This window comes from Candidatus Pseudomonas auctus (assembly GCF_048654275.1).
GTDB classification, from domain to species: domain Bacteria; phylum Pseudomonadota; class Gammaproteobacteria; order Pseudomonadales; family Pseudomonadaceae; genus Aquipseudomonas; species Aquipseudomonas pharyngis.
This window is the reverse complement of the sequence record NZ_JBJYZK010000006.1, coordinates 21,556-44,724: the sequence shown is the minus strand read 5'-3', so window position 1 is coordinate 44,724 and position 23,169 is coordinate 21,556. Positions and strand designations below refer to the sequence as shown.

Sequence of the window (23,169 nt, the reverse complement as noted above, 5' to 3'; positions counted from 1 at the left end):
GATCGGCAAAGTCTAGGCGTTCGACCGCCGTCGCGGCCAGCACCGCATCATTCAGTCACCTTTGGTTGAAGGATGTGTATGACATAGTTATGTCGTTTCCCCCCGAGAGGCTGCTAGCATCGGACGCACTTGCATCCCGATCCGGCAACATCAGGTAGCCCATGCTCGAGACCACAGCACCGCCAAGGAAAGCACCGCTGGCCCCGCCACTGGACACGCGGCACCAGGTCGAAACGCCGGAAGGCATCGACCTGCCGCTGCGTCCCGCCGGCCTGATGGTGCGCGCCGTGGCGTTCACCATTGATCTGGGGTTGCGCGGGCTGATCCTGAGCCTGCTGCTCATGTTGCTGGCGCTGCTCGGCAAGCTTGGCATCGGCCTGGGCTCACTGCTGCTGTTCGTGGTGAGCTGGTGGTACATGGTGTTGTTCGAAGTGCTGCGTCAGGGCCGTTCGCCGGGCAAGCAATGGATGGGCTTGCGAGTGGTGCACGATGATGGCACGCCGGTCGGCTGGTCGGCTTCCCTGCTGCGCAACCTGCTGCGTTTTGTCGACCTGATGCCGTTCGGCTATTTCCTCGGTGCGATCAGTTGCCTGCAACACCCGACCTTCAAACGCCTCGGCGACATCGCGGCCGGCACGCTGGTGATCTACAGCGAACGCCCTCTCAAGCGTCCGCACTTGCCCGATGCCGAACCCCGTCGTTCGCCGATCCCGCTGACCCTGACTGAACAACGCGCCCTGCTCGCCTTCGCCGAGCGCCAGGGCGAACTGTCGACGGCGCGGGTCAACGAACTCGCTGCCTTGCTGGCCCAGCCGCTGCACATCAGTGCGCCGAAAGCAGTCGGTGAACTCAACGGCATCGCTCGCGGCCTGTTGGGGCCGACATGAAGCAAAGCCTTTTCGAATCCCGCCACAAGACCGAATGGGAGCGTTTCAGCCTCGCCCTCGAACGACTTGAACGCGGCAAGGACACTTCGCAGGTGGCAGAATTTCCCAAGGCTTATCGGCGACTCTGCCAGCATCTGGCCCTGGCGCAGGACCGTGGCTACAGCAGTTTTCTCGTCGACTCCCTGCAACAGCAAGTACTGCGCGGCCATCAACAGCTCTACCGTCATCGCAGCCAGCTCGGCGCTAACGTGCTGGGTTTCATCCTGGCCGGTTTTCCACAATTGGTGCGCGCCGAATGGCGCTTCGTGCTGGCCGCCGCCCTGCTGTTCTTCGGCAGCCTGATCGGTTTCGGGGTGCTGGTGTATCTGAGTCCCGAATTGATCTACAACCTGATCCCGGCCGAGCAGGTGCGCGAGATGCAGAGCATGTACGACCCCGCCGCCGGCCATCTCGGGCGTTCGGCCGAACGCGCGGCGAGCGAAGACTGGGTGATGTTCGGCTACTACATCATGCACAACATCGGCATCGCCTTTCAGACCTTCGCCAGCGGTTTGCTGCTGGGAGTGGGCAGTGCGTTTTTCCTGCTCTACAACGGGTTGATCATCGGCGCGGTGGCCGGGCACCTAAGTGAAATCGGCTTCGGCCGGACCTTCTGGTCATTCGTGATCGGGCACGGTGCGTTCGAACTCAGCGCCATTGCTCTGGCCGGCGCGGCAGGATTAAAACTGGGTTGGGCGTTAATCGCGCCGGGACGCCTGACACGAATCGAGGCCCTGCAGATTGCGGCGCGCCAGAGCATCCGGCTGATCTGCGGCGTGATGCTGTTTCTGTTGATCGCCGCGTTTATCGAAGCCTACTGGTCGTCGCGCACCGGGGTTTCGCCGCAGACCAAATACCTGGTCGGCGCCGGGCTCTGGCTCGGCGTGGCGATCTATCTGCTGTTCGCCGGAAGGACCCGCCATGCGCCTGAGTGACGCCACCGTGGCGATCCGTCCGCGCACCACCTGGGAAGCCATGGACCTGGGCGTGCTCATGAGCCAGCAGCACCGGCGCCTGCTGATGACCAGTTGGGCCCTCGTCACCCTGCCGCTGTTCGCAATACTCAGCCTGTTGCTGTGGGATTCACCGTCACTTGCCGTGTTCATCTTCTGGTGGCTGAAACCGGCGTACGAGCGTTTGCCGCTGTACATCCTGTCCAAGGCACTGTTCGGCGAAACACCCACCTTGAAACAGGCCTTGCGCCAATGGCCGCGCCTGCTCAAGCCGCAACTGCTCGCCAGCCTGACCTGGCGTCGCTTCAGCCTGAGCCGCAGCTTCCTGCTGCCCGTGCTGCAACTCGAAGGCCTCGACGGCACCGCTCGCCAACAGCGTTTACAGGTGCTGCTGCAACGCAATGCCGGCGCCGCGCAATGGCTGACGATCATCGGTGTGCATCTGGAAACGGCGCTGTGGATCGGCCTGATGGTGTTGTTCTACCTGCTGCTGCCGCAACAGGTCGAAACCGATTGGGACTGGCAAAGCCTGATCTTCGCGGCCGACTACGAATGGCGCTGGCTGGAGCATCTGACCAATGCGTTCTATGCGCTGATTCTGGTGATCTGGGAGCCGGTGTATGTCGCCTGCGGATTCAGCTTGTATCTGAACCGCCGCACCGTCCTCGAAGCGTGGGACATCGAACTGGTGTTCCGCCGCTTGCGCCAGCGTTTGAACAGCAGCGCAATCGGCTTGCTGCTGGCGGTGTGTCTGCTGTTGCCGGGGTTGCCCTCAGCCTGGGCTGCCGAGCCTGCCACAGCTCCGGATGCACCGCGGCTGTTGAACCAGCCACTGACCAGCGAGGCATCACGCGACAGCATCAGGGCCTTGCTCGAACAACCGCCGTTCAAGAACAAGGAAACCGTCACCCGTTATCGCTTCGGCGAAGATCCCGCTGCTGCCGAAAAAACCAGGGAAGGCGAGGCACCGCAATGGTTGAAAACCCTGCTTGGCTGGCTGGACGGCCGACACCTCGACGGCCTGGCCAAGGCGATCGAAGTCGTGCTGTGGGGCGCGGTGATCGCCGGGCTCGGCTGGCTGGTCTGGCGTTATCGAGATCTTCTGCAAACGTTCGTCGGCCGTCGTCCGCGCTTGCCCGAACCGAACAAAAGACCCTTGCCGCAACAGGCCTTCGGTCTGGACCTGCAAAAGGAAAGCCTGCCAGATGACATCGCCAGCCACGCGGAACAGCTCTGGCAAACCGAGCCGCGCGTGGCACTGGGTCTGCTGTACCGGGCATTGCTCAGTCATCTATTGCACGACTTCAACCTGACCTTGAAACCCGCCGACACCGAAAACGAAGTGCTGGCCCGGATCGAACAGTTGCAGCGCCCGGATCTGCTCACTTATAGCCGTCACCTCACCGGTCACTGGCAGAACATGGCCTACGGGAACCGCGTGCCGGCGGCGCATCTGCAACAGGAATTGTGTGATGGCTGGCGGTCCCTGTTCGGCCACGGAGTTGCCCGTTGAACCGGCGCGCACTCTGGCTTTTGGGCGGCGCGTTGATCGTCGCCCTGCTCGGTGCGCTGGGCATTTATCTGTACCTCAAGGCCACGCCGTACCAGGCCGAAGTCGATCACGGCCCGTCCCCCGCTGCGCAAGCCAATCCTTATCTGGCAGCGGAGATGTTTCTGCGCGAGCGCGGGATCGACGTCAGTCATGCCGAAAGCCTCGCCGTGTTGCCCGACATTGATCCGCGCCAGCACACGCTGCTGATGTTCAACGACCGCTCGAAAATGACCCCGCGTCAGGTCGATCAGGTTTTGAACTGGGCCCGGGCCGGCGGACGGCTGGTGTTCGTCGCCGAATCGATCTGGGATGAAAAGACCGGCCAGAGCAACGACCTGCTGCTCGACCGCGTGCAACTGCATCAACTCTTCAGCAAGGATCTCAAGGATCCGCCACCGGATGACGCCGAAGACCCCTACCCGAATCTGACCAAACTCTATCTGGAAGACGAGGACGCACCCGCCTACGCCGGATTCGACACCGCCTTCCATCTCGAGGACCCGAAAAACCTCGCCCAGGCCTGGGCCAATAGCGCGAAAGCCACGCACATGATGCAACTGGCTTTCGGCCTCGGCACGATCACCGTGGTCACCGATGCCGATCTGTGGAAAACCCCGGCCATTGCGCAACACGACAATGCCTGGCTGCTCTGGTATTTGAGCGCCGATACCGCTGTGACCCTGCTGTTCAACACCGAGCACGACAGTCTGCCGGCCCTGCTCTGGCGGTATTTTCCGCAAGCCATCGTGGCCCTGATTGCCTTGATCGGTCTGTGGCTGTGGCATGTCGGCGTGCGTCACGGCCCGGTGCAGGCGCCGGCACCGAGTGGTCGTCGACAGTTGATGGAACACCTGCGCGCCAGTGCCGATTTCATCCTGCGTCACAACGGCCAGCAGACCTTGCTGCAAGCGTTGCAGCAGGACGTTCTGCGCCGCGCCCGTCATCGACATCCCGGTTTCGACCAACTGAATGTCGCCGAACAATGGCTGGTGCTGTCGCGCCTGACCCGCCAACCGACCCGTGCCATCAGCCAGGCCCTGAGCCCGGCACCGAAGCGGCGCCTGTCCAGCGCCGAATTCTGCCGTCAGGTCGCCCAACTGCAAGCCTTGAGGAACACGCTATGACCGAACACATCGAACCCGGTTCGCCCAGCCACGTGGCCCAGCAACGCCAGCGCGCCAGCCAGTTGGCCCAGGCCGTGCGCGGCGAATTGCAGAAAGCGCTGATCGGCCAGAACCCGGTGATCGACGATGTGCTGACCGCGCTGATCGCCGGCGGCCACGTGCTGCTCGAAGGCGTTCCCGGCCTCGGCAAGACCCTGTTGGTACGCGCCCTGGCAAAATGCTTCGGCGGCGAGTTCGCGCGCATTCAGTTCACCCCGGACCTGATGCCCAGCGACGTCACCGGCCACGCGGTCTACGACCTGCAAACCGAGCAGTTCAAACTGCGCAAGGGCCCGCTGTTCACCAACCTGCTGCTGGCCGACGAGATCAACCGCGCCCCGGCCAAGACGCAAGCCGCCCTGCTCGAAGCGATGCAGGAACGTCAGGTCACCCTCGAAGGGCGCGCGCTGCCGATTGCCCAGCCATTCATGGTGCTCGCCACGCAGAACCCGATCGAACAGGAAGGCACCTATCCGCTGCCCGAAGCCGAGCTCGATCGCTTCATGCTCAAGGTGCGCATGGATTACCCCGACGCCGATCAGGAGCTGGACATGGTGCGGCAGGTCAGCCGCTCGACCCGTGCCGACATGCTCGACGTGCAACCGCTGCGCACGGTGTTGCAGGCCAAGGACGTGCAAGCCCTGCAACGCATCGCCAGCGATTTGCCGCTGGACGATCAGGTGCTCGATTACGCCGTGCGTCTGGCGCGCAGCACCCGCACCTGGCCGGGGCTGAGCCTAGGCGCCGGGCCACGCGCCTCCATTGCACTGGTCCGTTGCGCCCGCGCCCGGGCCTTGCTGCGCGGTGGTGAATTCGTGATTCCCGACGACATCAAGAGTTGCGCACTGGCGGTGTTGCGTCACCGGGTACGCCTCGCGCCAGAGCTGGACATCGAAGGCCTGCAAGTCGATCAAGTCCTTCAGCAACTGCTTGACCAGATCCCGGCGCCGCGCCTGTGAAACCCTCGCGCCTGCTGTTGATCTGGCTGGCGATCCTGCTGGCCATCGGCATTGTGCTGGGCGCGTTGCAGGCGCTGGATGTGGAAGTGCCATCGAGCCTGTTGTCGATCAACTGGGGTTTGTTGCTGGCGCTGTTTGCGCTGAGCCTGCTGGACGCGCTGCGTCTCAAGCGTCTGCCCTCGCCCCGCGTGCAACGACAGGTGCCCGGCAGCCTGGCCCTCGGTCGCTGGAGCGATATCCGGCTGGAAGTCGAACACGAGCTCGACCAGCCACTGGCCATTCAAATCTTCGACCACGTACCCGACAGCCTCGGCTACGAAAACCTGCCGCTCTCCACCGAGCTGCAACCCGGCCAGCGCAGCCTGATCGGCTATCGCCTGCGCCCGCTCAAACGCGGCCACTACACCTTCGAAACCTGCGAACTCAACCTGCCGAGCCCCTTCGGCCTGTGGTCCGGCAAACGCCTGCTGACCATCACCGACCACACCCGCGTCTACCCCGACTTCGCCCGCCTCTACGGCGGCCAGTTGCTGGCGGTCGACAACTGGCTCAGCCAGCTCGGCGTGCGTCAGCGCCAGCGTCGTGGCCTGGGAATGGAATTCCATCAGCTCAGGGAATTTCGCGAAGGCGACAGCCTGCGTCAGATCGACTGGAAAGCCACCGCCCGCCACCGCACACCGATTGCCCGGGAGTACGAAGACGAGCGCGATCAACAGATCATTTTCATGCTCGATTGCGGGCGACAGATGCGCAGTCAGGATGGGGAGCTGTCGCACTTCGACCATGCACTGAATGCGTGTCTGCTGTTGAGTTATGTGGCCTTGCGACAGGGGGATGCGGTGGGCTTGTCCACCTTCGCCAGCGATCAGCCGCGGTTCATTGCACCGGTCAAAGGTGCGGGGCAGCTCAAGGTGTTGCTCAACGGTGTTTATGACCTGGATAGCACGCGGCGTTCGGCGGATTATCCGGCGGCGGTAAATCAGTTGCTGGCGAGGCAGAAGCGTCGGGCGCTGGTGGTGTTGGTGACGAATGTGCGGGATAAGGATGATGAGGAATTGCTGAACGCCGTCAGACAATTAAGCCAACAGCATCAAGTACTCGTGGCCAGCCTGCGTGAAAGCACGCTTGAAGATAGACGGCATTCGCAGGTGCAAACGATTGAGCAAGCGCTTGAATACTGCGCAACAGTGGATTACCTGAACGCCCGATCGGTGCTCCATGAAAAATTGAGTGCCCAAGGAGTGCAAGTGATAGATGCCCCCCCAAGTGAATTGAGTACAGACGTAATTTCGCGGTATCTGAGCTGGAAAAAATCTGGAGCACTCTGCTAACACATTGTGAAATTCACACGGGAAGGCCAGATTAAAACTACGAAAAATCAAAAGCTCTAAACAATAAGCTGGCTCAGTTCACCCGAGGAGCATCACAAGCTGATGCATCTCACCAGTCGAGTAGAAATCGCTAGCCAACTAACACTCGCAGATGCCACTGCTATGCTTGTTTTTTTGCAAAAAGGAGCCTAAGAATGGCCGTTCAATACTCTCTATCAGACGTGTTGGAAAGGATGTATCAGAATCAACTCGGCTTGGAAGCCGCTCTAATGGAATTAGTACTCCTGGTCGAAGCACAGGGAATGGTGGATACCGGAAACAACGTCCGAGAAGCACTTTTTACAATCGGAGAAAACGCTGGCTTCATCAATCAAGGTTTGGCCAAGCTGAAAGGAAAACGTCCCAGCTAAAGCTTTCGGACTTTCGCCTATGTCTCCAAGATCTTTCGATGTATTTCTTCTACGGTTCGTGTCCTCTAGAACCAATAATTAACTGGGGGTTTTCTTACAGCTCGGTTCTCAAGAAAACTCCCTTTGCCTACGACTACACTAGCTCTGCCCCACGTGTAAAAACCTTCAAAAGAGATGCAAAACTGTTGTTCTCTCACTTTTTGTGGACAACAAAAAAACGGTGGAATTGAGGCTACAACACGTGACGCTTTTGCCTACATGTAAGCGCGAATCCGCCGGCTTGTGCACCTTGGCGTTGCCCCGTAACTTGATCCCCGTCGCTGCCAATCAGCGGCCGGGTTTAGTCGCCCGAGGTAAGATAGGTTTGCAAACGCATCGTCCAGTCGGGTATTCCCTATCCCTGCACTCGATGGTGGCTGTGAGCAGGGTGCCCCCGGGCACGCCGGAAAAGCCTACTTCCCCGGTCGACTAACCTGCTTACAGCTGCCACCCCCTCGTTTAGTCGCGAAGCGGTAACAGCCCAACTTATTAGGAAGTTAGGTATGTTCAAAGCTACACCAAATCCGCCTTCGGATATCGATCCAACTGACAAGACTGATCAAACCGATCCGGTCTCCCCCTACGCCTCCGTCGATTCAAAAAAACTCCACGACGCGGCCCATCGGGCCCTCGACTTTTACCTCAACCCCAAAGCTGAAAAATCACGCAACTCCGTGGATCGTGGCATGCAGATGTTCAAAGTCGATCCGGACATCAACCCGGAAGCCATCGCCATCCAGACCTACGAAACCTTTTCCTCGGTCAGCATTCTGTTGCTGGATCTGGCCGACAGCCTGGACGACAAGCCGCGGCATCTGGCGATGGCGATCTATCAGTTGAGTGAATTGGGGTTGTTGCTGGTGGAGAAGACACTGGATAACGAACGGGCGATTGCGATAAACGAGTAAGAAAAAGGGCCACAACCTTCGGCAGGTTGTGGCCCTTTTGGTTTTCAAGCCGAGGCCGGCAACGGCTGAAAGCTGAAGTACTGCTTCAACGCCTCGACCAGTTGCCCATACTCGGGCGGCGTCCGGTACAGGCTGAAGCCGGCGTCGTAGTGTCGGGGGGTCGCGTCTTCGTGGCACCACAGGCAGCACGCGGTGAGGTCGATGACCTGCTGACAGCCCTCGCCCAAGGGAATTTTCAGGCGCAGGTTGAACTCGGCACCGATCATCATCGGCAACTGGCTGATGAGCATCAAACCGTCTTCGGACACGTTGCCCAGAAAGCCGATGGGTTTGTCGGTGACGCTGTTGAATACTCGCAGAAAATACGGCAGCTGATGCCGTTCGATTCGACGGTCGGTAAACATAAGCAATTCGCCATGCAAGGCTCCATTACAGAGCCGCACTCTCGCTTCGGAACGGACCTGTGCGTCAGGTTCGCTCTCCCCGCACCCGGTGTGGCGCTCGCTACGCGCATCTCATGCCAGTCGCAGGTGTTGCGCCGGTACAGATATCGATCTGCACCGGTGTCATTCGACTATAGCTCACCCTATACAAGCAGCCAGCTTTTGTATGGCAACCGCCATCAGAACCGGGTTGGACGTACCACGGCGGCAGCGCTGCGCGTCGGGTAGTGACCCAAGCTCTGCAGGGTTTCCAGACGCGCGCGGGCGCGGTAGGCGTATTCGCTGTTGGGGTACGAGGCGATGATGAACTGATAGGTCTGCGCCGCATCGACGAACATTTTCTGCCGTTCGAGGCACTGGCCGCGCATCATCGACACTTCCGGCCACACATAAGGGCGGGCGCGGCTGGCGCGTTCGACCTTGGACAGTTCAAGCATCACCTGCTCGCAATTGCCCCGGTCATAGGCGCTGTAGGCGTTGTTCAAATGATGGTTCATCGACCAACGGGTGCAGCCCGAAGCGGCGAGGACGCTGAGGGCAAGGGCGGCAATGGGCACGAATCGCATGGGGGTTCTCCTGTCTTGTGCTCTGTATCGACCCCTGGTCGGAAATCTTCAGGCGCGTTTGTCCCAAAGTTGCCGTGTTCAATAAAGAAAGTATTAAGTAGTGCAAACGAACAATGACTACACCCTTCGAGCATAGTAGCCTTCGCTGGCGCTTGAACCTGAGGAGTCTTTGCATGTCCGTCCGTCGTACCAAAATCGTCGCTACCCTTGGCCCGGCCAGTAACTCGCCGGAAGTTCTCGAACAGCTGATTCTGGCTGGCCTGGACGTCGCCCGTCTGAACTTCTCCCACGGCACCCCCGACGAGCACAAGGCTCGCGCGAAGCTGGTGCGTGACCTCGCGGCCAAGCACGGTCGCTTCGTCGCCCTGCTGGGTGACCTGCAAGGCCCGAAAATCCGTATCGCCAAATTCGCCAACAAGCGCATCGAGCTGAAGATCGGTGACCAGTTCACCTTCTCCACCAGCCATCCGCTGACCGAAGGCAACCAGCAAGTGGTCGGCATCGACTACCCGGACCTGGTCAAGGACTGCGGCGTGGGCGACGAGCTGCTGCTCGACGACGGCCGCGTGGTGATGCGCGTTGAAACCGCCACCGCGACCGAGCTTAACTGCGTCGTGACCATCGGCGGCCCGCTGTCCGACCACAAAGGCATCAACCGTCGCGGTGGCGGCCTGACCGCGCCGGCCCTGACTGAAAAAGACAAGGCCGACATCAAGCTCGCCGCTGAAATGGAAGTCGACTACCTCGCCGTGTCCTTCCCGCGTGACGCCGCCGACATGAACTACGCCCGTCAACTGCGCGACGAAGCCGGCGGCACCGCCTGGCTGGTGGCGAAGATCGAACGCGCCGAAGCCGTGGCCGACGACGAAACCCTCGACGGTCTGATCAAGGCTTCCGACGCGGTGATGGTTGCCCGTGGTGACCTCGGTGTGGAAATCGGCGACGCCGAGCTGGTGGGCATCCAGAAGAAAATCATTCTGCACGCACGCCGCCACAACAAGGCGGTGATCGTGGCGACCCAGATGATGGAGTCGATGATCCAGAACCCGATGCCGACCCGCGCCGAAGTGTCCGACGTGGCCAACGCCGTGCTCGACTACACCGACGCCGTGATGCTGTCTGCCGAGTCCGCTGCCGGCGCTTATCCGCTGGAAGCCGTGCAGGCGATGGCGCGCATCTGTGTCGGCGCTGAAAAGCACCCGACCAGCAAGACCTCCAGCCACCGTATCGGCAAGGAATTCGAGCGCTGCGACGAAAGCATCGCACTGGCGACCATGTACACCGCCAACCACTTCCCGGGCGTCAAGGCGATCATCGCACTGACCGAAAGCGGCTACACCCCGCTGATCATGTCGCGTATCCGCTCCTCGGTGCCGATCTACTGCTTCACCCCGCACCGAGAAGCCCAGGCTCGCGCGGCAATGTTCCGTGGCGTGTACACCGTACCGTTCGACCCGGCTTCGCTGGCACCGAACGAAGTCAGCCAGAAAGCCATCGACGAACTGGTCAAGCGCGGCGTAGTGGAGAAAGGCGACTGGGTCATCCTGACCAAGGGCGACAGCTACCACACCACCGGCGGCACCAACGGCATGAAGATCCTGCACGTGGGCGATCCGCAGGTCTGAGTGACCGGCTGCTGAAAACGAAAAGCCCCGCCATTTGAATGGCGGGGCTTTTTCATTTCAGGAGTGTTGATCGTTACTACGTTGATCGTTCCCACGCTCTGCGTGGGAATGCCTCAATGGGCGCTCCGCGTCCGCTTCGGCATGGGACGCGGAGCGTCCCGGGCTGCATTCCCACGCGGAGCGTGGGAACGATCGGTGCGCGGAGTGCGGCGGCGGTCCGTGCGCGCAGTGTGGCCGCGGTCGATGCGCGGAGTGCGGGGGCGATCGATGCGCGAAGCGGTCGGCGGATATCTCAATGCCGTTTGATGAACCCGGTCAACGCCGCCAGCGCCTCCGGCGAGCGCAGCCGCTGGGTGAACAGTGCGCCCTCTTCCTCGATCACCTTGCGAATCAACTCGCGATCCGGCGCGCGCATCAACTGTTTGCTGATGCGCACCGCTTCAGCCGGCAACTCGTCAAACCGCAGCGCCATCTCCCGCGCCTTGGTCAATGCGGCTTCGCCGCTGCCCAGCGCCTCGGTGGCGATCCCCCATTGCGCGGCTTGCTCACCCGTGAAGCCTTCACCGAGCAGCAGCAACTCCGAGGCTTTGGCCTGCCCGAGCAAGCGCGGCAGGATCAGGCTGGAGCCAAACTCGGGGCACAATCCTAGATTGACGAACGGCATGCGTAACCGTGCATCCCGCGCCACGTACACCAGATCACAATGCAGCAACAGCGTCGTGCCGATCCCCACCGCCGCCCCGGCCACGGCGGCGATCACCGGTTTACGGCATTCAAGCAAGTTAAGCATGAAGTGAAACACCGGGCTGTCGAGGTCGCTCGGTGGTTGCTGGATGAAGTCGGCGATGTCGTTGCCGGCGGTGAAGCACTCGGCGCTGCCGGTGATCAGCACGGCGTTGATTTCGGGATCGTGATTGGCTTGCTTGAGCGCCTCGGCCAACTGGCTGTACATGGCCCGGGTCAGGGCGTTTTTCTTGTCCGGGCGGTTGAGGCGCAGGGTCAGCAAACCGCGTTCGCGGTGCAGCAGGATGGCGTCGGTCATGGTGTGTCTCGCGTCTGAAGAATCAGCGCTCAACCACGGCTCAGGAAGACATCGGCCAGCAGTTGATTGCGCGGCAGTCCGGCCAGGAACAGACGCTTGGCAAACGCGTCGACGCTGGCCGTCGAGCCGCAGACTAAGGCCAGGGTTTGCCGGGAAACAAGGCGCAGTTGCGCCAAAGCGCCCGGCAACTCGGCCGCCGTCCACAGTTCGACGCTGAGGTTTTCCCGCTGCGCGGCCAGTGCCTCAAGGGGTTTGGCCAGGTAATGCCCGGCGGCATCATGGGCCAGGTGAATGACGCGGATGGCGCCCCGGTGATCCTGGCGCAAGGCCTCACGCAACACGCCGAACAACGGGCCGAGCCCGGTGCCGGCGGCCAGCAGCCACAGCGGCCGGTCGTGCCAGTCCGGGTCGTAATGCAGCGCGCCGCCGCGCAGTTCGCCGAGGCGGATCGGATCGCCGATCTGCAAGCGTCGCGCGGCATCGCTGAATTCACCGGGCTGGCGGCAATCGAGATGGAATTCAAGAAAACGGTCTTCTGCCGGCAGGCTCGCCAGCGAATACGGCCGCGCAATGTGGCCCGCCCACAGCACCAGATGCTGACCGGCGCTGTAGCGCAACGGTCGCTGGGTTATCAGGCGCAAACGCAACACGCTGTCGCCGAGCCAGTCCAGCGCCTCGACCGTGGCCGGGCGACCATCAGTGACGGGATCGAAAGTATGCACCTGCAAGTCTTCGATCACCTGACACTGACAGGCCAGCCGCCAACCCTGATCACGTTGCTCGGCGCTCAGGGCATCCGGGCGACTGTCAGTAGGCAAGCCCTGCACGCATTGCACCAGACACGCATGGCAACTGCCGGCGCGGCAGCTATAAGGCACCGCCACACCGTTCTGATTGAGGGCATCGAGCAGGTTGCTGCCCGACGCCACCGACCACTGTCGTTCACCCACTCGCAGTTCAGGCATCGACGTTCTCCCATGCCGCCGCGCAACGGTTACGCCCGTCACGCTTGGCCCGGTACAGCGCCTGATCGGCACGCTGCAAGGCGTCGTCCAGATCGTCGCCCAGTTCCAGCAAGGTCATGCCGGCGGACAGGCTCAGGTTTTTCACATTCAGGCCCACCAGTTCAACGTCGGTGAAGGCGATGCGCAGGCGTTCGCAACAGGCAGTCAGGCTTTCAGCTTTGCAATCGGGCAGCAGCACCACGAATTCTTCACCACCATAACGCGCCAGCACATCGCCGTCGCGCAGGCAGGCCCCGGCTACCCCGGCGAACGCCTGCAACACCTGGTCGCCGGCAGCGTGGCCATGGATATCGTTGATGCGCTTGAAGTGGTCGAGGTCGATCAGCGCCAGACCGTGCACCACGTCGGGCTCCATCGCATTCAACTCGCGGGTGGCCAGGCGCAGGAAATGCCGGCGGTTGAACAGCCCGGTCAGCTCGTCGGTGGCAACAAGGTCTTCGAGTTGGCGCATCATCCCGCGCAGGGTGTCCTGATGCGCCTGCAGGGCGAACCGGCGCTGACGCATGCGTTGGCGCGAGGTCTGGACGAAACGCGCATAGATCACCAGCCAGGCCAGCACGATCAGCAGGATGCAGACCTGCAACGCGGAAAGCGCCGGATCGTGCAGACGGAAGTGGTAACCGTCCCACAGCGTGATGGCGCAGAAGCTGAAGAACACCAGCATCGCGCAGCGTACGAACGCCCGCTGTGACAGATGGAACAGGCCGAACAGCAGGACCAGCACATAGAAAACGAGAAACTCGCCCCGGGCCTCCTCCAGATGAGCAATCAGCCACGTCTGCCAGCCAAGGCCCAGCAGCACTTGGGCTTCGGTCAGGCTAGGGTCGGAAAAGCGCAAATTGCAGCCGGTAAAGAACAGGGCGAACAGGACCGCCTGACTGATCACCACCAGGGCACTGCCGACGGCGACGCCGGCCAGTGAATCGTTGTAGTGACCGGTGAAATACGCCAGCCACAGCAGCAGCAAAGCCAATCCGTAGGTGGCTGCAGCGAGGGCGAAGCGTTTGAGCAAAAGACGTTGAATGGCGTTATGGGTCAATCGTTGACTCACCGTGCGATAAGAGGCTGACCGAGTGTCCTACCCTACAGACCGGCTGCCACTTTAGTGGCGCAGGCGATAAATGACCATTGATTTTCGGGCCGGGTATTTGGCGTCAAAAACCTGCAGCCATGCGACCAACGAATGACTCCCGGCAGATGTGCCCGCCACCGAGGCGCGGTATACTGCCGCGCCTTTTTAGCGTCGCGCCAGCAGCCCCGGCGTGCCTTGAAAGGTGTCTGCGACCGACCGATGCACCCAAGCCGCAGGCACCTTATTGAATGTTCCCGTCTTTTAGAGGAGCGCGACTCATGACCGTGATCAAGCAAGACGACCTGATTCAGAGCGTTGCCGACGCCCTGCAGTTCATTTCCTATTACCACCCCGTGGACTTCATCCAGGCGATGCACGAAGCCTACCTGCGCGAAGAATCGCCAGCGGCCCGTGACTCGATGGCGCAGATCCTGATCAACTCGCGCATGTGCGCCACCGGCCACCGGCCGATCTGCCAGGACACCGGCATCGTGACCGTGTTCGTGCGGGTGGGCATGGACGTGCGCTGGGATGGCGCGACCATGAGCCTGGACGACATGATCAACGAAGGCGTGCGCCGCGCCTACAACCTGCCGGAAAACGTCCTGCGTGCTTCGATCCTGGCCGACCCGGCCGGTGCGCGTAAAAACACCAAGGACAACACCCCGGCAGTCATCCACTACTCCATCGTTCCGGGTAACACCGTGGAAGTGGACGTGGCGGCCAAGGGTGGCGGTTCCGAGAACAAGTCGAAAATGGCCATGCTCAACCCGTCCGACTCGATCGTCGACTGGGTACTCAAGACCGTTCCGACCATGGGCGCCGGCTGGTGCCCACCGGGCATGCTGGGCATCGGCATCGGCGGTACCGCCGAGAAAGCCGCCGTCATGGCAAAAGAAGTGTTGATGGAATCCATCGACATTCACGAGCTCAAGGCCCGTGGCCCACAGAACCGCATCGAAGAAATGCGTCTGGAGCTGTTCGAGAAGGTCAACCAGCTGGGCATCGGCGCCCAGGGCCTCGGTGGCCTGACCACCGTGCTCGACGTGAAGATCATGGACTACCCGACTCACGCCGCTTCCTTGCCGGTGTGCATGATCCCGAACTGCGCCGCCACCCGTCACGCGCACTTCGTGCTCGACGGTTCCGGCCCTGCTTCGCTGGAGGCGCCACCGCTGGACGCCTACCCGGAAATCGTCTGGGAAGCCGGCCCTTCGGCCCGTCGCGTCAACCTCGACACTCTGACCCCGGAAGACGTGCAGAGCTGGAAGCCGGGCGAAACCGTCCTGCTCAACGGCAAGATGCTCACCGGTCGCGACGCCGCGCACAAGCGCATGGTCGAGATGCTGAACAAGGGCGAAACCCTGCCGGTTGATCTGAAAGGTCGCTTCATCTACTACGTCGGCCCGGTTGATCCGGTCGGTGACGAAGTGGTTGGCCCGGCTGGCCCGACCACCGCCACGCGGATGGACAAGTTCACCCGTCAGATCCTCGAGCAAACCGGTCTGCTGGGCATGATAGGCAAGTCCGAGCGCGGCCCGACCGCGATCGACGCGATCAAGGACAACAAGGCCGTGTACCTGATGGCCGTCGGCGGTGCCGCTTACCTGGTGGCGCAGGCGATCAAGAAGTCCAGGGTTCTGGCGTTCGCCGAGCTGGGCATGGAAGCGATCTACGAGTTCGAGGTCAAGGACATGCCGGTCACCGTTGCGGTGGACAGCAAAGGTGAGTCGGTACACATCACCGGTCCTGCGATCTGGCAACAGAAGATCAGCGAAAGCCTGGCGGTTGAAGTGCAGTAAGCGCTTCATCGGCTTCGGAAAAAACGGGCGGTCAGCAATGACCGCCCGTTTTTTTTGCCTGCCGTCAGTCGGCACCTGTCAGATCTGACAGGTGTCACGCCCGATGCCCTCTGTTAGCGTGGAACCTCGACGTTTACAGGTTGCGCTGCCATGGTCCCGGATGCAGATGCGCTCGTCACTCCTCCCTCCATCGCCAGGACTGCGTCCATTGCCACCAACGGACGCAGTTGGGGGGAGATCGGTGTCACCGGGCAACGGTCTTACACGCTGCCGTTGCCGACCCTGGACGCGCGCAGCCTCAATCCCGAGTTGCAACTGGTCTACGACGGCAATGCGGGCAACGGGACGTGCGGCCTCGGCTGGGATCTGCCGCTGGCGGCCATCTCGCGCAAGACCAGCAAAGGCGTACCGAAATATGAAGACGCCGACATCATGCAGGCCGACGGCACGGATCTGCGACCCGAACTGACGGCTGACGACAAGATCCTGTCGACCCGACGCACCCTCGGTATCGGGAGGCGGGCCAGAGAGTTTTCGGTGGTTCGCTACATTCCTCGCCTGCAAAGTACGTTCGACCGCTACGAACTCTGGACACCTGACGATGGCAACCCCTTCTGGATAATCGCGCGTGCCGACGGCTCGCAACAGTGCTATGGCATCACGCCGGATTCGTGCATCTGCGATCCTGAAATCCCGGGCCACATCGCCGCGTGGCTGCTGGTGGAAATCCGCAATGCGGTGGGAGAAAACATCTTTTTCGAGTACAAGCGCGACGACAACGAAGTTGACCCACGCTTTGATTATCGGGCCCAGCGCTATCTGCGGCAGGTCTGCTACTGCAACAAGACCGCCAGTGCCGACCTGCTGTGCCTGGACCACGCGCAACCGCAGGATCTGGAGTGGCTGTTCCGGCTGATCGTGGACTACGGAGAACGTGACACCGGGCTCGATGCGGTTCCGCCGTTCAAGGCACCGGACGAACACGCCTGGCCACTGCGCTCAGACCCTTTTCGCATGCATCGCTATGGCTTCGAGGTCGGTAGCCGACGGTTGTGCAGGCAGTTCCTGTTGTTCAACAACACGGGCCCGGAGAAGGTGCTGGTCAATCGCCTGTTGCTGGAGCACCAGGCCACGGCGCTGCTCTATAACCACCTGAGCGCCGCGCACTACATGAATTACGACGCGCAGGGGCATATCAAACACTTTCCCCCGCTGGAGTACTTCTATGAACTGTTCAAGCCCAATCCATTTCCCCAGGCCTTTCTGGCACTCGACACGATGCCAGGCCTCAATGACGGTCAGCCTTACCATTGCGTCGATCTTTACGGCGAAGGCCTGCCCGGTTTTCTCTGCCGGTACGACGGTGGCTGGTACTACCGCGACCCCTTGCGCGGCATGCCCGGCACAGACGAAATCGTCTACGGCCCCTGGACCCTGCTGCCGCTGATCCCGAATGCCGACAGCAGCAAACAGGTGGTGCAGATTCTTACCGATCTCACCGGTGACGGCCGTCTGGACTGGATCGTTGCCCAGCCCGGTGGCAGTGGGTATTACGCGCTCGACCCGGATGGCAGCTGGTCATTGTTCAAACCGTTCAGCCAGTTCCCCGTGGAATATTTCCATCAACTGGCCCAGATGGGCGACTTGAGCGGCGCCGGTCTGGACGACATTGCGCTGATCGGCCCGAACAGCGTACGGGTGTACGCCAATGTGCGGGAAAAAGGATTCGCGCCCGGCAAGGATGTACCGCATACCCCGACCCCGGATTGCTTGCCGCTGTTCGGCCCAGCCCTCACCGAACTGGTGATGTTCGCCAACCTGCACGCCAGCGACCGCTCGGGACTGTGCAGGGTTCGCCATGACAAGATCGAAGCGTGGGCCAATCTGGGTCATGGCAGATTCGGCAAGGGTGTCGAGATCAGCGCTCTGCCTTTCGAATACAAGCACTTCAATGCCGATCACATTCGTTTCGCCGATCTCGACGGTTCCGGCGCGCCCGCGTTGATCAAGCTCTGTTCCGATCACTTCGAGATCTACTGGAATTACGGTGGCAACGCCTTTGCGCAAGTCCCGGAAGTCGTCCAGTGGCCCAGGGGCGTGCGCTACGACAACCTCTGCCAGGTGACCTTCGCCGATCTGCAAGGCATTGGCTGCGCCAGCCTGCTGTTTACCAAGCCGCACATGAAACCGCAGCACTGGGTGTATCACTTCGTCAATGCAAGGCCATACCTGCTCACCGGTTGCAACAACAACATGGGCTACAGCGCTACGCTGCAACATCGCAGCAGTGCGCAATTCTGGCTGGACGAGAAACGCCTGGAGTTGATGGCGCGCAGACGTCCGGTGTGCCGGTTGCCGTTTCCGCAGACGGTGCTCCGCTGCTTGCAACAACTGGACGAAATCACCGGCAATCAGCTGAGTCAGCAATTCGAGTATTTCGAGGGTTACTACGACGGTAGGGAACGTGAATTTCGCGGCTTCGGCCGGGTCTGTCAGATCGACAGCGAACTGGAACCGGGCAAGGCCGAGAGCGGCCACACGGCGCCGATGCGCGTGACGCAGTGGTTTCATACCGGCCAATACATCGATCTGCCCCTCAGGAACATCTGTGAGCTGGATCCGCAAGCCACTCCCTTGGGTGCCACCGTGTATTCGCGTTTCGACGCCGTCGAAGGCACTGAGGTGACCCGCAAGCCCTACCCGGTCGACGAAAATGAAGTTGCCTATGCCCTCAGCGGCCGACTACTGCGCAGCGAAGTGTCCCAGGCTGACGACCCCGAGCCCACGCGGTTGTTTTCCCTGACCGAACATCGCTATCGGGTCCGGCAAGTCCTGGACAAACCTTCGAGCCTGCTGGTGCTTGAACAGGAAACCCGTAGCCATCAATACGAGCGCGTCATGGACGACCCGCTCTGCCAGCATGTGGTCAATATAGAGTGGGACGAGTACGGCCTGTTGACTCACGGTTTCACTGTCGCCTGCGCGCGTCGCCGCACCGAGACCGACGAACCGCCCTTCGACCAGGAGGATCAACGGCAAGCCTGGATGGATAGCCACGATGAGCAACAGCAGTGTTTCTATCTGACGGAAAGCCGTGCCGGGTTCAAGCATTTGACTGAAGACGGCCATCGCCTGCTCGGCTTGCCCTGGCGTCAGCGCAGCAACGCGCTGAAGCTGCCCAAGGGTACGCTGCCGAGCGGACTGCGCCCCGAGGACATCAGTTTTGAAAGCTTCACGCGACATATGGACAGCGCCCAGTGGACAGCCGCCCGTGAACTGACTTCGCTCTCGCAGCAAACGTATCTGGAGGCCGGCGGCAAGCTCCATTTCCCGCCGCTGGCCGGGCCGACGGAACAGGCCGTATTCGACAAGAAGGCATTGTCGGCATACGACAACATCCCGCCGCCATTTGCCATTCGCACAGAATTGCAGACGATCGGATACAGGCCCATGAATGTGTTTTTCCCCGATGACCCGGTAGAGGACGACCTGGAAAACCTGTGGTCAGCCGACAGCGGATTTTTCACCTACACCGGCGCCAACGGTTTTTACCACGTCACCGATGTGCAACAGACCGCCAGCCATGGCGTGACGCACATCACCCGGGACGAAAACCACCTGCTGACCATTGCCATTACCCTGCCGGATGGCTGCACGACGACAATCAGTCATGACCTTCACACGCTCCAGCCCCTGAGCATCACGGACGCCAACGACAACATCCATGAAGTGCTTTACGAGCCAGGCGGCCAGCCCATGGCGCACAGTTTTCATGGTACGGAAGAAGGCAAACCGGCTGGCTTCCAACCATTGGCGGAGTACCCCGAGCAGACAGATCTGAGCGCCGAGTACGCCCTCGCCCATCCAAAAGAAGTGCTGGCATCCGCCGCCAGTGTGGTGCGTACGGAACTGCACAGCTGGATGCCATTGCTACCGCCCGGAACGCTGCCGCTCAAAAGAAACGAATGGATCGCCAAAGGGCTGATCCTGCCCGACGGCCATATTCGCGCCTCGGCCCTGCGCTGGCTGAACCAGCGGGAAAAGTGCACAGCCAGCGAACAGACACTGTTCGAGATCATCCGCACGGCCAAGCGGCAACCGGTGCACAGTCTCAATCTGGTTGCCGACCGCTACCACACCGACCCGCTGCAATTGATTCAGATGGTCATCGCTTACATCGACGGCTTCGGCCGCGAATTGCAAAGCAAACAACTCGTCCCGCCGGGCGATGCCTATGTGGCCACGGCCGAAAACAACCTTGCGCTGGATCGTGGCCAGCCGCGCACGGCACCGGCAGATCCGCGCTGGCGAGTCAGCGGGCGCGTGGAATACAACCACAAAGGCGAAACCATCCGCGTTTACCGCCCCTATTTCCTCAACACCCATCGCTACATCAATGACAGCGCGATGCGTGAGCACGGCTACCACGACCGGATGTTCTACGACGCACTGGGGCGGCCGATCAAGACCATCAATGCCCTCGGCCATCTGGCGTTCGATATCCTGCACCCATGGTTCAAGCTCAGCTATGACTTCAACGACACCGACGACACACCGGCGAAGAAGGTCAAGCCATGAACGCCAGTGTGCATTGGCACACGCCATCGCTGGCCGTCATCGGCCCGCGCGGCGAGGCCATCAGACAGGTCGACTACCTGCGCAGGGTTGCCGGCGAGGATGTGCAGGCGCTCATTGCCCGACAGCACTATGACGTTGCCGGCCGACTGGTTGCGCTGCGCGATCCGCGTCTACCCACGCCCAATAGCACCATGGTTCACAGGCTGGACGGCATGGCGGTCAAAACTCATAACGTCGACGCTGGCAACGACACTGTGCTGCCAGGTCCCGGCGGTCAACTTCTGCACCATTGGGATGCCAACGACAATCACCGGGAAATGACCTACGACCCACTACTGCGTCTGCTGGCCGTCACAGAAAACGGTGCAGCGAACTTTGAAACCTTTCGCTACCTCGACGCATCGGCCGACCCGACGCTCAATCTGCGCGGGCAAATGACGGCACTGAGCGATCCATCGGGCACGCTCGACCTCGACAGCTTCGGCATGCACGGGCAGACGCTGGAAGAAACCCGCACCTTCAAGGACGGCAAAACCTGCACCAGCCGTCGGGTCTTCAGCGCCGTCGGCGCACTGTTGCAAACCACTGACGCCGGCGGGCACCTACAACAGTCGACCTACGGCATCGACGGGCAACTCGTCCAGGTACAACTGCAACTCAACGGACAAGCTTTCAAGCCGGTTTTGAAAGGTGCGGATTACAACGCCGCCGGCCAGATCACCAGACAACGGCTCGGCAACGACGTGACCAACCGCTGGTGTTACCGGGACGCCGACGGACGCCTGCTGCGACAGTACGCGCAAAAGGCTTCAGAGCCGGCGATTCAGGATTTCGGGTATGAATACGACCGGGTGGGCAACACCACCCGCATTGTTGACCACACCTATACACCGACGTTTTTCCGCAACCAGCGGGTCGACGGCCAGCGCACGTTTGACTATGACACGACTTATCAGCTGATCCGCGCCACCGGGTACAGCGACGCCCCGCCCAGGGACAACCCGGGCCGGCCTCAGCCAACCGACCCACGGGACCGGCGCAACTATGTCGAGACCTTCGAATACGACAAAGGCAAAAACCTCACCCTGCTCACCCATGTCCGCGACGGCAGTACCCATACCTTCGAGATGTTCATCGACCCGGACAGCAACCGCGGTGTGCGCTGGAAAACGGGCGATCCGGAACCGATCTTTCCCGAATGGTTCGACCCCGCCGGCAATCTGCTCGCCCTGCAGCGGGGTCAGCCCATGCAGTGGAACAGCCGCAATCAACTGGCGTCACTGACCCTGGCGAAACATGCCAGCGGTCCGCCTGACCAGGAAATGTATCAATACAGCCAGGGCACCAGGGTCTACAAACGATACGAGACCCACACCCGCAAGGTCAGCCATGTCGAGGAGGTGCACTATGTGGACAATCTGGAAATCCGAAGCAAGAGTTCGGGTGAAGAACTGCACCGGATTTCTGTAAGCACGGGCGTCGGCGAAGTGACCTGCCTGCATTGGGTCGCTGGCAAACCGCCCGGCATCGATGCGGATCAGATGCGTTATTCCCTGACGGATCATCTGGGTTCAAGCGTGACCAAGCTCGATCAACAGGCGCGGCTAATCAACCAGGAAGGCTATTTTGCATTGGGCGGAACCGCGTGGATGGTCGCAGACAAACTCGTGGAGGCGGATTACAAGTTCATCCGCTACTCGGGCAAGGAGATGGATTGCAGCGGGCTTTATTATTATGGAGCGCGGTATTACGCGCCTTGGCTGGGACGCTGGGCCAGCTCTGACCCGGTGGGTGATGAGGACGGGCTGAACCGGTATGCGTTTGTCGGGAACAACCCGATGACGTACGTCGACACTGGCGGACAGACCAGGACGCGGGCAGAGCTGAAAGCTCAAGCTGCCTACTCGATGAAATTCCTGAGTGTTGCCAACAGTGAAATGGATATCCTCGAACGACAGATTGACAACCTTTCGAGTCGGAGACGGTTGCGTACCGTCATAGTTGCAAAATTTCTCGTACAAGTCGCCAAAGTCGTTGCCAGTTGGTTCTCCACAAACGATCTTTTTAGTGCAGTGGAAAAATTAGCAGGAGGAGATCCTTTTTCGTCAATGGTGAGTGAAGTCAAGGGGCTGACCATTGGCAACTTCACTGCTGAACACTCCGCTAAAGTGGTCGATTTGGCTTTTTCAGCCTTCCAGGACGTTTCCAACCCTTTGATACCCCGCAAAACCGATATATCCGCTGATGCAATCTCGAACCAGGCGAGAGGATTAGAAAGTGGTCCCCTCGATGCGTTCATGGACATCAGATCCTTTGAGCCAAAGGACGCCATCGAAGCCTCGGTCAATGCCATCTCCGCCACCGGGGGATCACAACTCTACGGATTAGGAGAACTTATAGAGCTTGGTAAAGTGGCAGAACAGGGGAGCAGGGCCGAAGAAGGCATGTTTTCACAGGAAATCGAAGCCGAGCTGAATGCGCTCGACGCATTGCGTGAAAACATTCTCGGCGTATCCAACGCCGGCCAGACAGCCTTCAGCGAGCTTGGGGTCAACGAGTTCTACAACTCGGATCTCGATTTTGTACTCGACCTGGCACAAGGGAGAGTCGGCACTCAAAAAGCCAGGTCTGTCCGACGCGAGAATCTGCACGCACTCACTGAAAGAGCCTTGTACGTTATCGATGACAGAAAACAAATGCTCAGGACCTATGGAAGGCAAACTGCACACAAACAGCAGAACAAATAACAACCGGCAGGTGATCAGACCGGGCACG

General features: G+C 60.8%; 17 protein-coding genes. 12 read left to right on the top strand and 5 right to left on the bottom strand.

Annotated features, from left to right (window positions below):
- Positions 1–161: 161 nt before the first annotated feature.
- The 8 genes from ACKUG4_RS13275 to ACKUG4_RS13240 all read left to right on the top strand — a co-directional run bounded on the left by ACKUG4_RS13275 (position 162) and on the right by ACKUG4_RS13240 (position 8,241).
- Positions 162–887, top strand: a complete 726-nt coding sequence (locus ACKUG4_RS13275; protein ID WP_445434174.1) for an RDD family protein — start codon at positions 162–164, stop codon at positions 885–887.
- Positions 884–1,861 carry a stage II sporulation protein M gene (locus tag ACKUG4_RS13270; RefSeq protein WP_445434173.1) on the top strand — a complete coding sequence of 326 codons (978 nt, stop codon included), beginning with the start codon at positions 884–886 and terminating at the stop codon, positions 1,859–1,861. The genes ACKUG4_RS13275 and ACKUG4_RS13270 overlap by 4 nt, the downstream gene beginning before the upstream one ends.
- Complete coding sequence (locus tag ACKUG4_RS13265) at positions 1,848–3,392, top strand: DUF4129 domain-containing protein (protein ID WP_445434172.1); 1,545 nt, start codon at positions 1,848–1,850, stop codon at positions 3,390–3,392. The genes ACKUG4_RS13270 and ACKUG4_RS13265 overlap by 14 nt, the downstream gene beginning before the upstream one ends.
- The gene (locus tag ACKUG4_RS13260) at positions 3,389–4,555 is read left to right on the top strand and encodes a DUF4350 domain-containing protein (protein ID WP_445434171.1); all 1,167 of its coding nucleotides are present in this window, start codon (positions 3,389–3,391) and stop codon (positions 4,553–4,555) included. The genes ACKUG4_RS13265 and ACKUG4_RS13260 overlap by 4 nt, the downstream gene beginning before the upstream one ends.
- Entirely contained in the window at positions 4,552–5,553 is a 1,002-nt protein-coding gene (locus ACKUG4_RS13255; protein WP_445434170.1) for an AAA family ATPase, read from the top strand. Before ACKUG4_RS13260 ends, ACKUG4_RS13255 begins: the two co-directional genes overlap by 4 nt.
- The gene (locus ACKUG4_RS13250; RefSeq protein ID WP_064599036.1) at positions 5,550–6,884 is read left to right on the top strand and encodes a DUF58 domain-containing protein; all 1,335 of its coding nucleotides are present in this window, start codon (positions 5,550–5,552) and stop codon (positions 6,882–6,884) included. The genes ACKUG4_RS13255 and ACKUG4_RS13250 overlap by 4 nt, the downstream gene beginning before the upstream one ends.
- 194 nt (positions 6,885–7,078) lie before the next feature.
- Positions 7,079–7,294 carry a hypothetical protein gene (locus tag ACKUG4_RS13245; RefSeq protein WP_041475416.1) on the top strand — a complete coding sequence of 72 codons (216 nt, stop codon included), beginning with the start codon at positions 7,079–7,081 and terminating at the stop codon, positions 7,292–7,294.
- 542 nt (positions 7,295–7,836) lie between these two features.
- A complete protein-coding gene (locus tag ACKUG4_RS13240) occupies positions 7,837–8,241 on the top strand; it encodes a DUF6124 family protein (RefSeq protein WP_011335674.1) in 405 nt (134 codons plus the stop codon).
- Positions 8,242–8,285: 44 nt separating this feature from the next.
- Here the strand turns inward: ACKUG4_RS13240 and ACKUG4_RS13235 are convergent, their stop codons facing one another.
- Both ACKUG4_RS13235 and ACKUG4_RS13230 read right to left on the bottom strand, forming a co-directional pair.
- On the bottom strand, positions 8,286–8,645 hold the full coding sequence (locus ACKUG4_RS13235) for a PilZ domain-containing protein (protein ID WP_007951248.1): 360 nt from the start codon (positions 8,643–8,645) through the stop codon (positions 8,286–8,288).
- A gap of 218 nt (positions 8,646–8,863) precedes the next feature.
- Complete coding sequence (locus ACKUG4_RS13230; RefSeq protein ID WP_011335675.1) at positions 8,864–9,250, bottom strand: tetratricopeptide repeat protein; 387 nt, start codon at positions 9,248–9,250, stop codon at positions 8,864–8,866.
- Positions 9,251–9,423: 173 nt separating this feature from the next.
- Here ACKUG4_RS13230 and pyk point away from each other — a divergent pair, with 173 nt between their 5' ends.
- Entirely contained in the window at positions 9,424–10,875 is a 1,452-nt protein-coding gene (pyk, locus tag ACKUG4_RS13225; RefSeq protein ID WP_007951250.1) for a pyruvate kinase, read from the top strand.
- Between the two features lie 292 nt (positions 10,876–11,167).
- On the opposite strand, the gene ACKUG4_RS13220 is transcribed toward pyk, so the two are convergent.
- From ACKUG4_RS13220 to ACKUG4_RS13210, 3 genes are read right to left on the bottom strand one after another with little or no spacing between them, the layout of a single operon-like run.
- Entirely contained in the window at positions 11,168–11,917 is a 750-nt protein-coding gene (locus tag ACKUG4_RS13220; protein ID WP_064599042.1) for an enoyl-CoA hydratase-related protein, read from the bottom strand.
- A 29-nt stretch (positions 11,918–11,946) separates the two neighbouring features.
- Entirely contained in the window at positions 11,947–12,882 is a 936-nt protein-coding gene (locus ACKUG4_RS13215) for an iron-sulfur-binding ferredoxin reductase (protein ID WP_445434169.1), read from the bottom strand.
- Positions 12,875–13,981: a GGDEF domain-containing protein gene (locus ACKUG4_RS13210; RefSeq protein WP_445434168.1), complete on the bottom strand. Its 1,107-nt coding sequence runs from the start codon at positions 13,979–13,981 to the stop codon at positions 12,875–12,877. The genes ACKUG4_RS13215 and ACKUG4_RS13210 overlap by 8 nt, the downstream gene beginning before the upstream one ends.
- Before the next feature lie 311 nt (positions 13,982–14,292).
- On the opposite strand from ACKUG4_RS13210, the gene ACKUG4_RS13205 reads away from it, so the two are divergent.
- The 3 genes from ACKUG4_RS13205 (at position 14,293) to ACKUG4_RS13195 (ending at position 23,141) form a co-directional block, all read left to right on the top strand.
- Positions 14,293–15,816: a fumarate hydratase gene (locus ACKUG4_RS13205; RefSeq protein ID WP_064599048.1), complete on the top strand. Its 1,524-nt coding sequence runs from the start codon at positions 14,293–14,295 to the stop codon at positions 15,814–15,816.
- 150 nt (positions 15,817–15,966) lie between these two features.
- Positions 15,967–20,394 (top strand): SpvB/TcaC N-terminal domain-containing protein, encoded by a 4,428-nt coding sequence (locus ACKUG4_RS13200; RefSeq protein WP_445434167.1) that lies wholly within the window; start codon positions 15,967–15,969, stop codon positions 20,392–20,394.
- Positions 20,391–23,141, top strand: coding sequence for an RHS repeat-associated core domain-containing protein (locus ACKUG4_RS13195; protein ID WP_445434166.1), 2,751 nt, complete (start codon positions 20,391–20,393; stop codon positions 23,139–23,141). Before ACKUG4_RS13200 ends, ACKUG4_RS13195 begins: the two co-directional genes overlap by 4 nt.
- Positions 23,142–23,169: the final 28 nt, after the last annotated feature.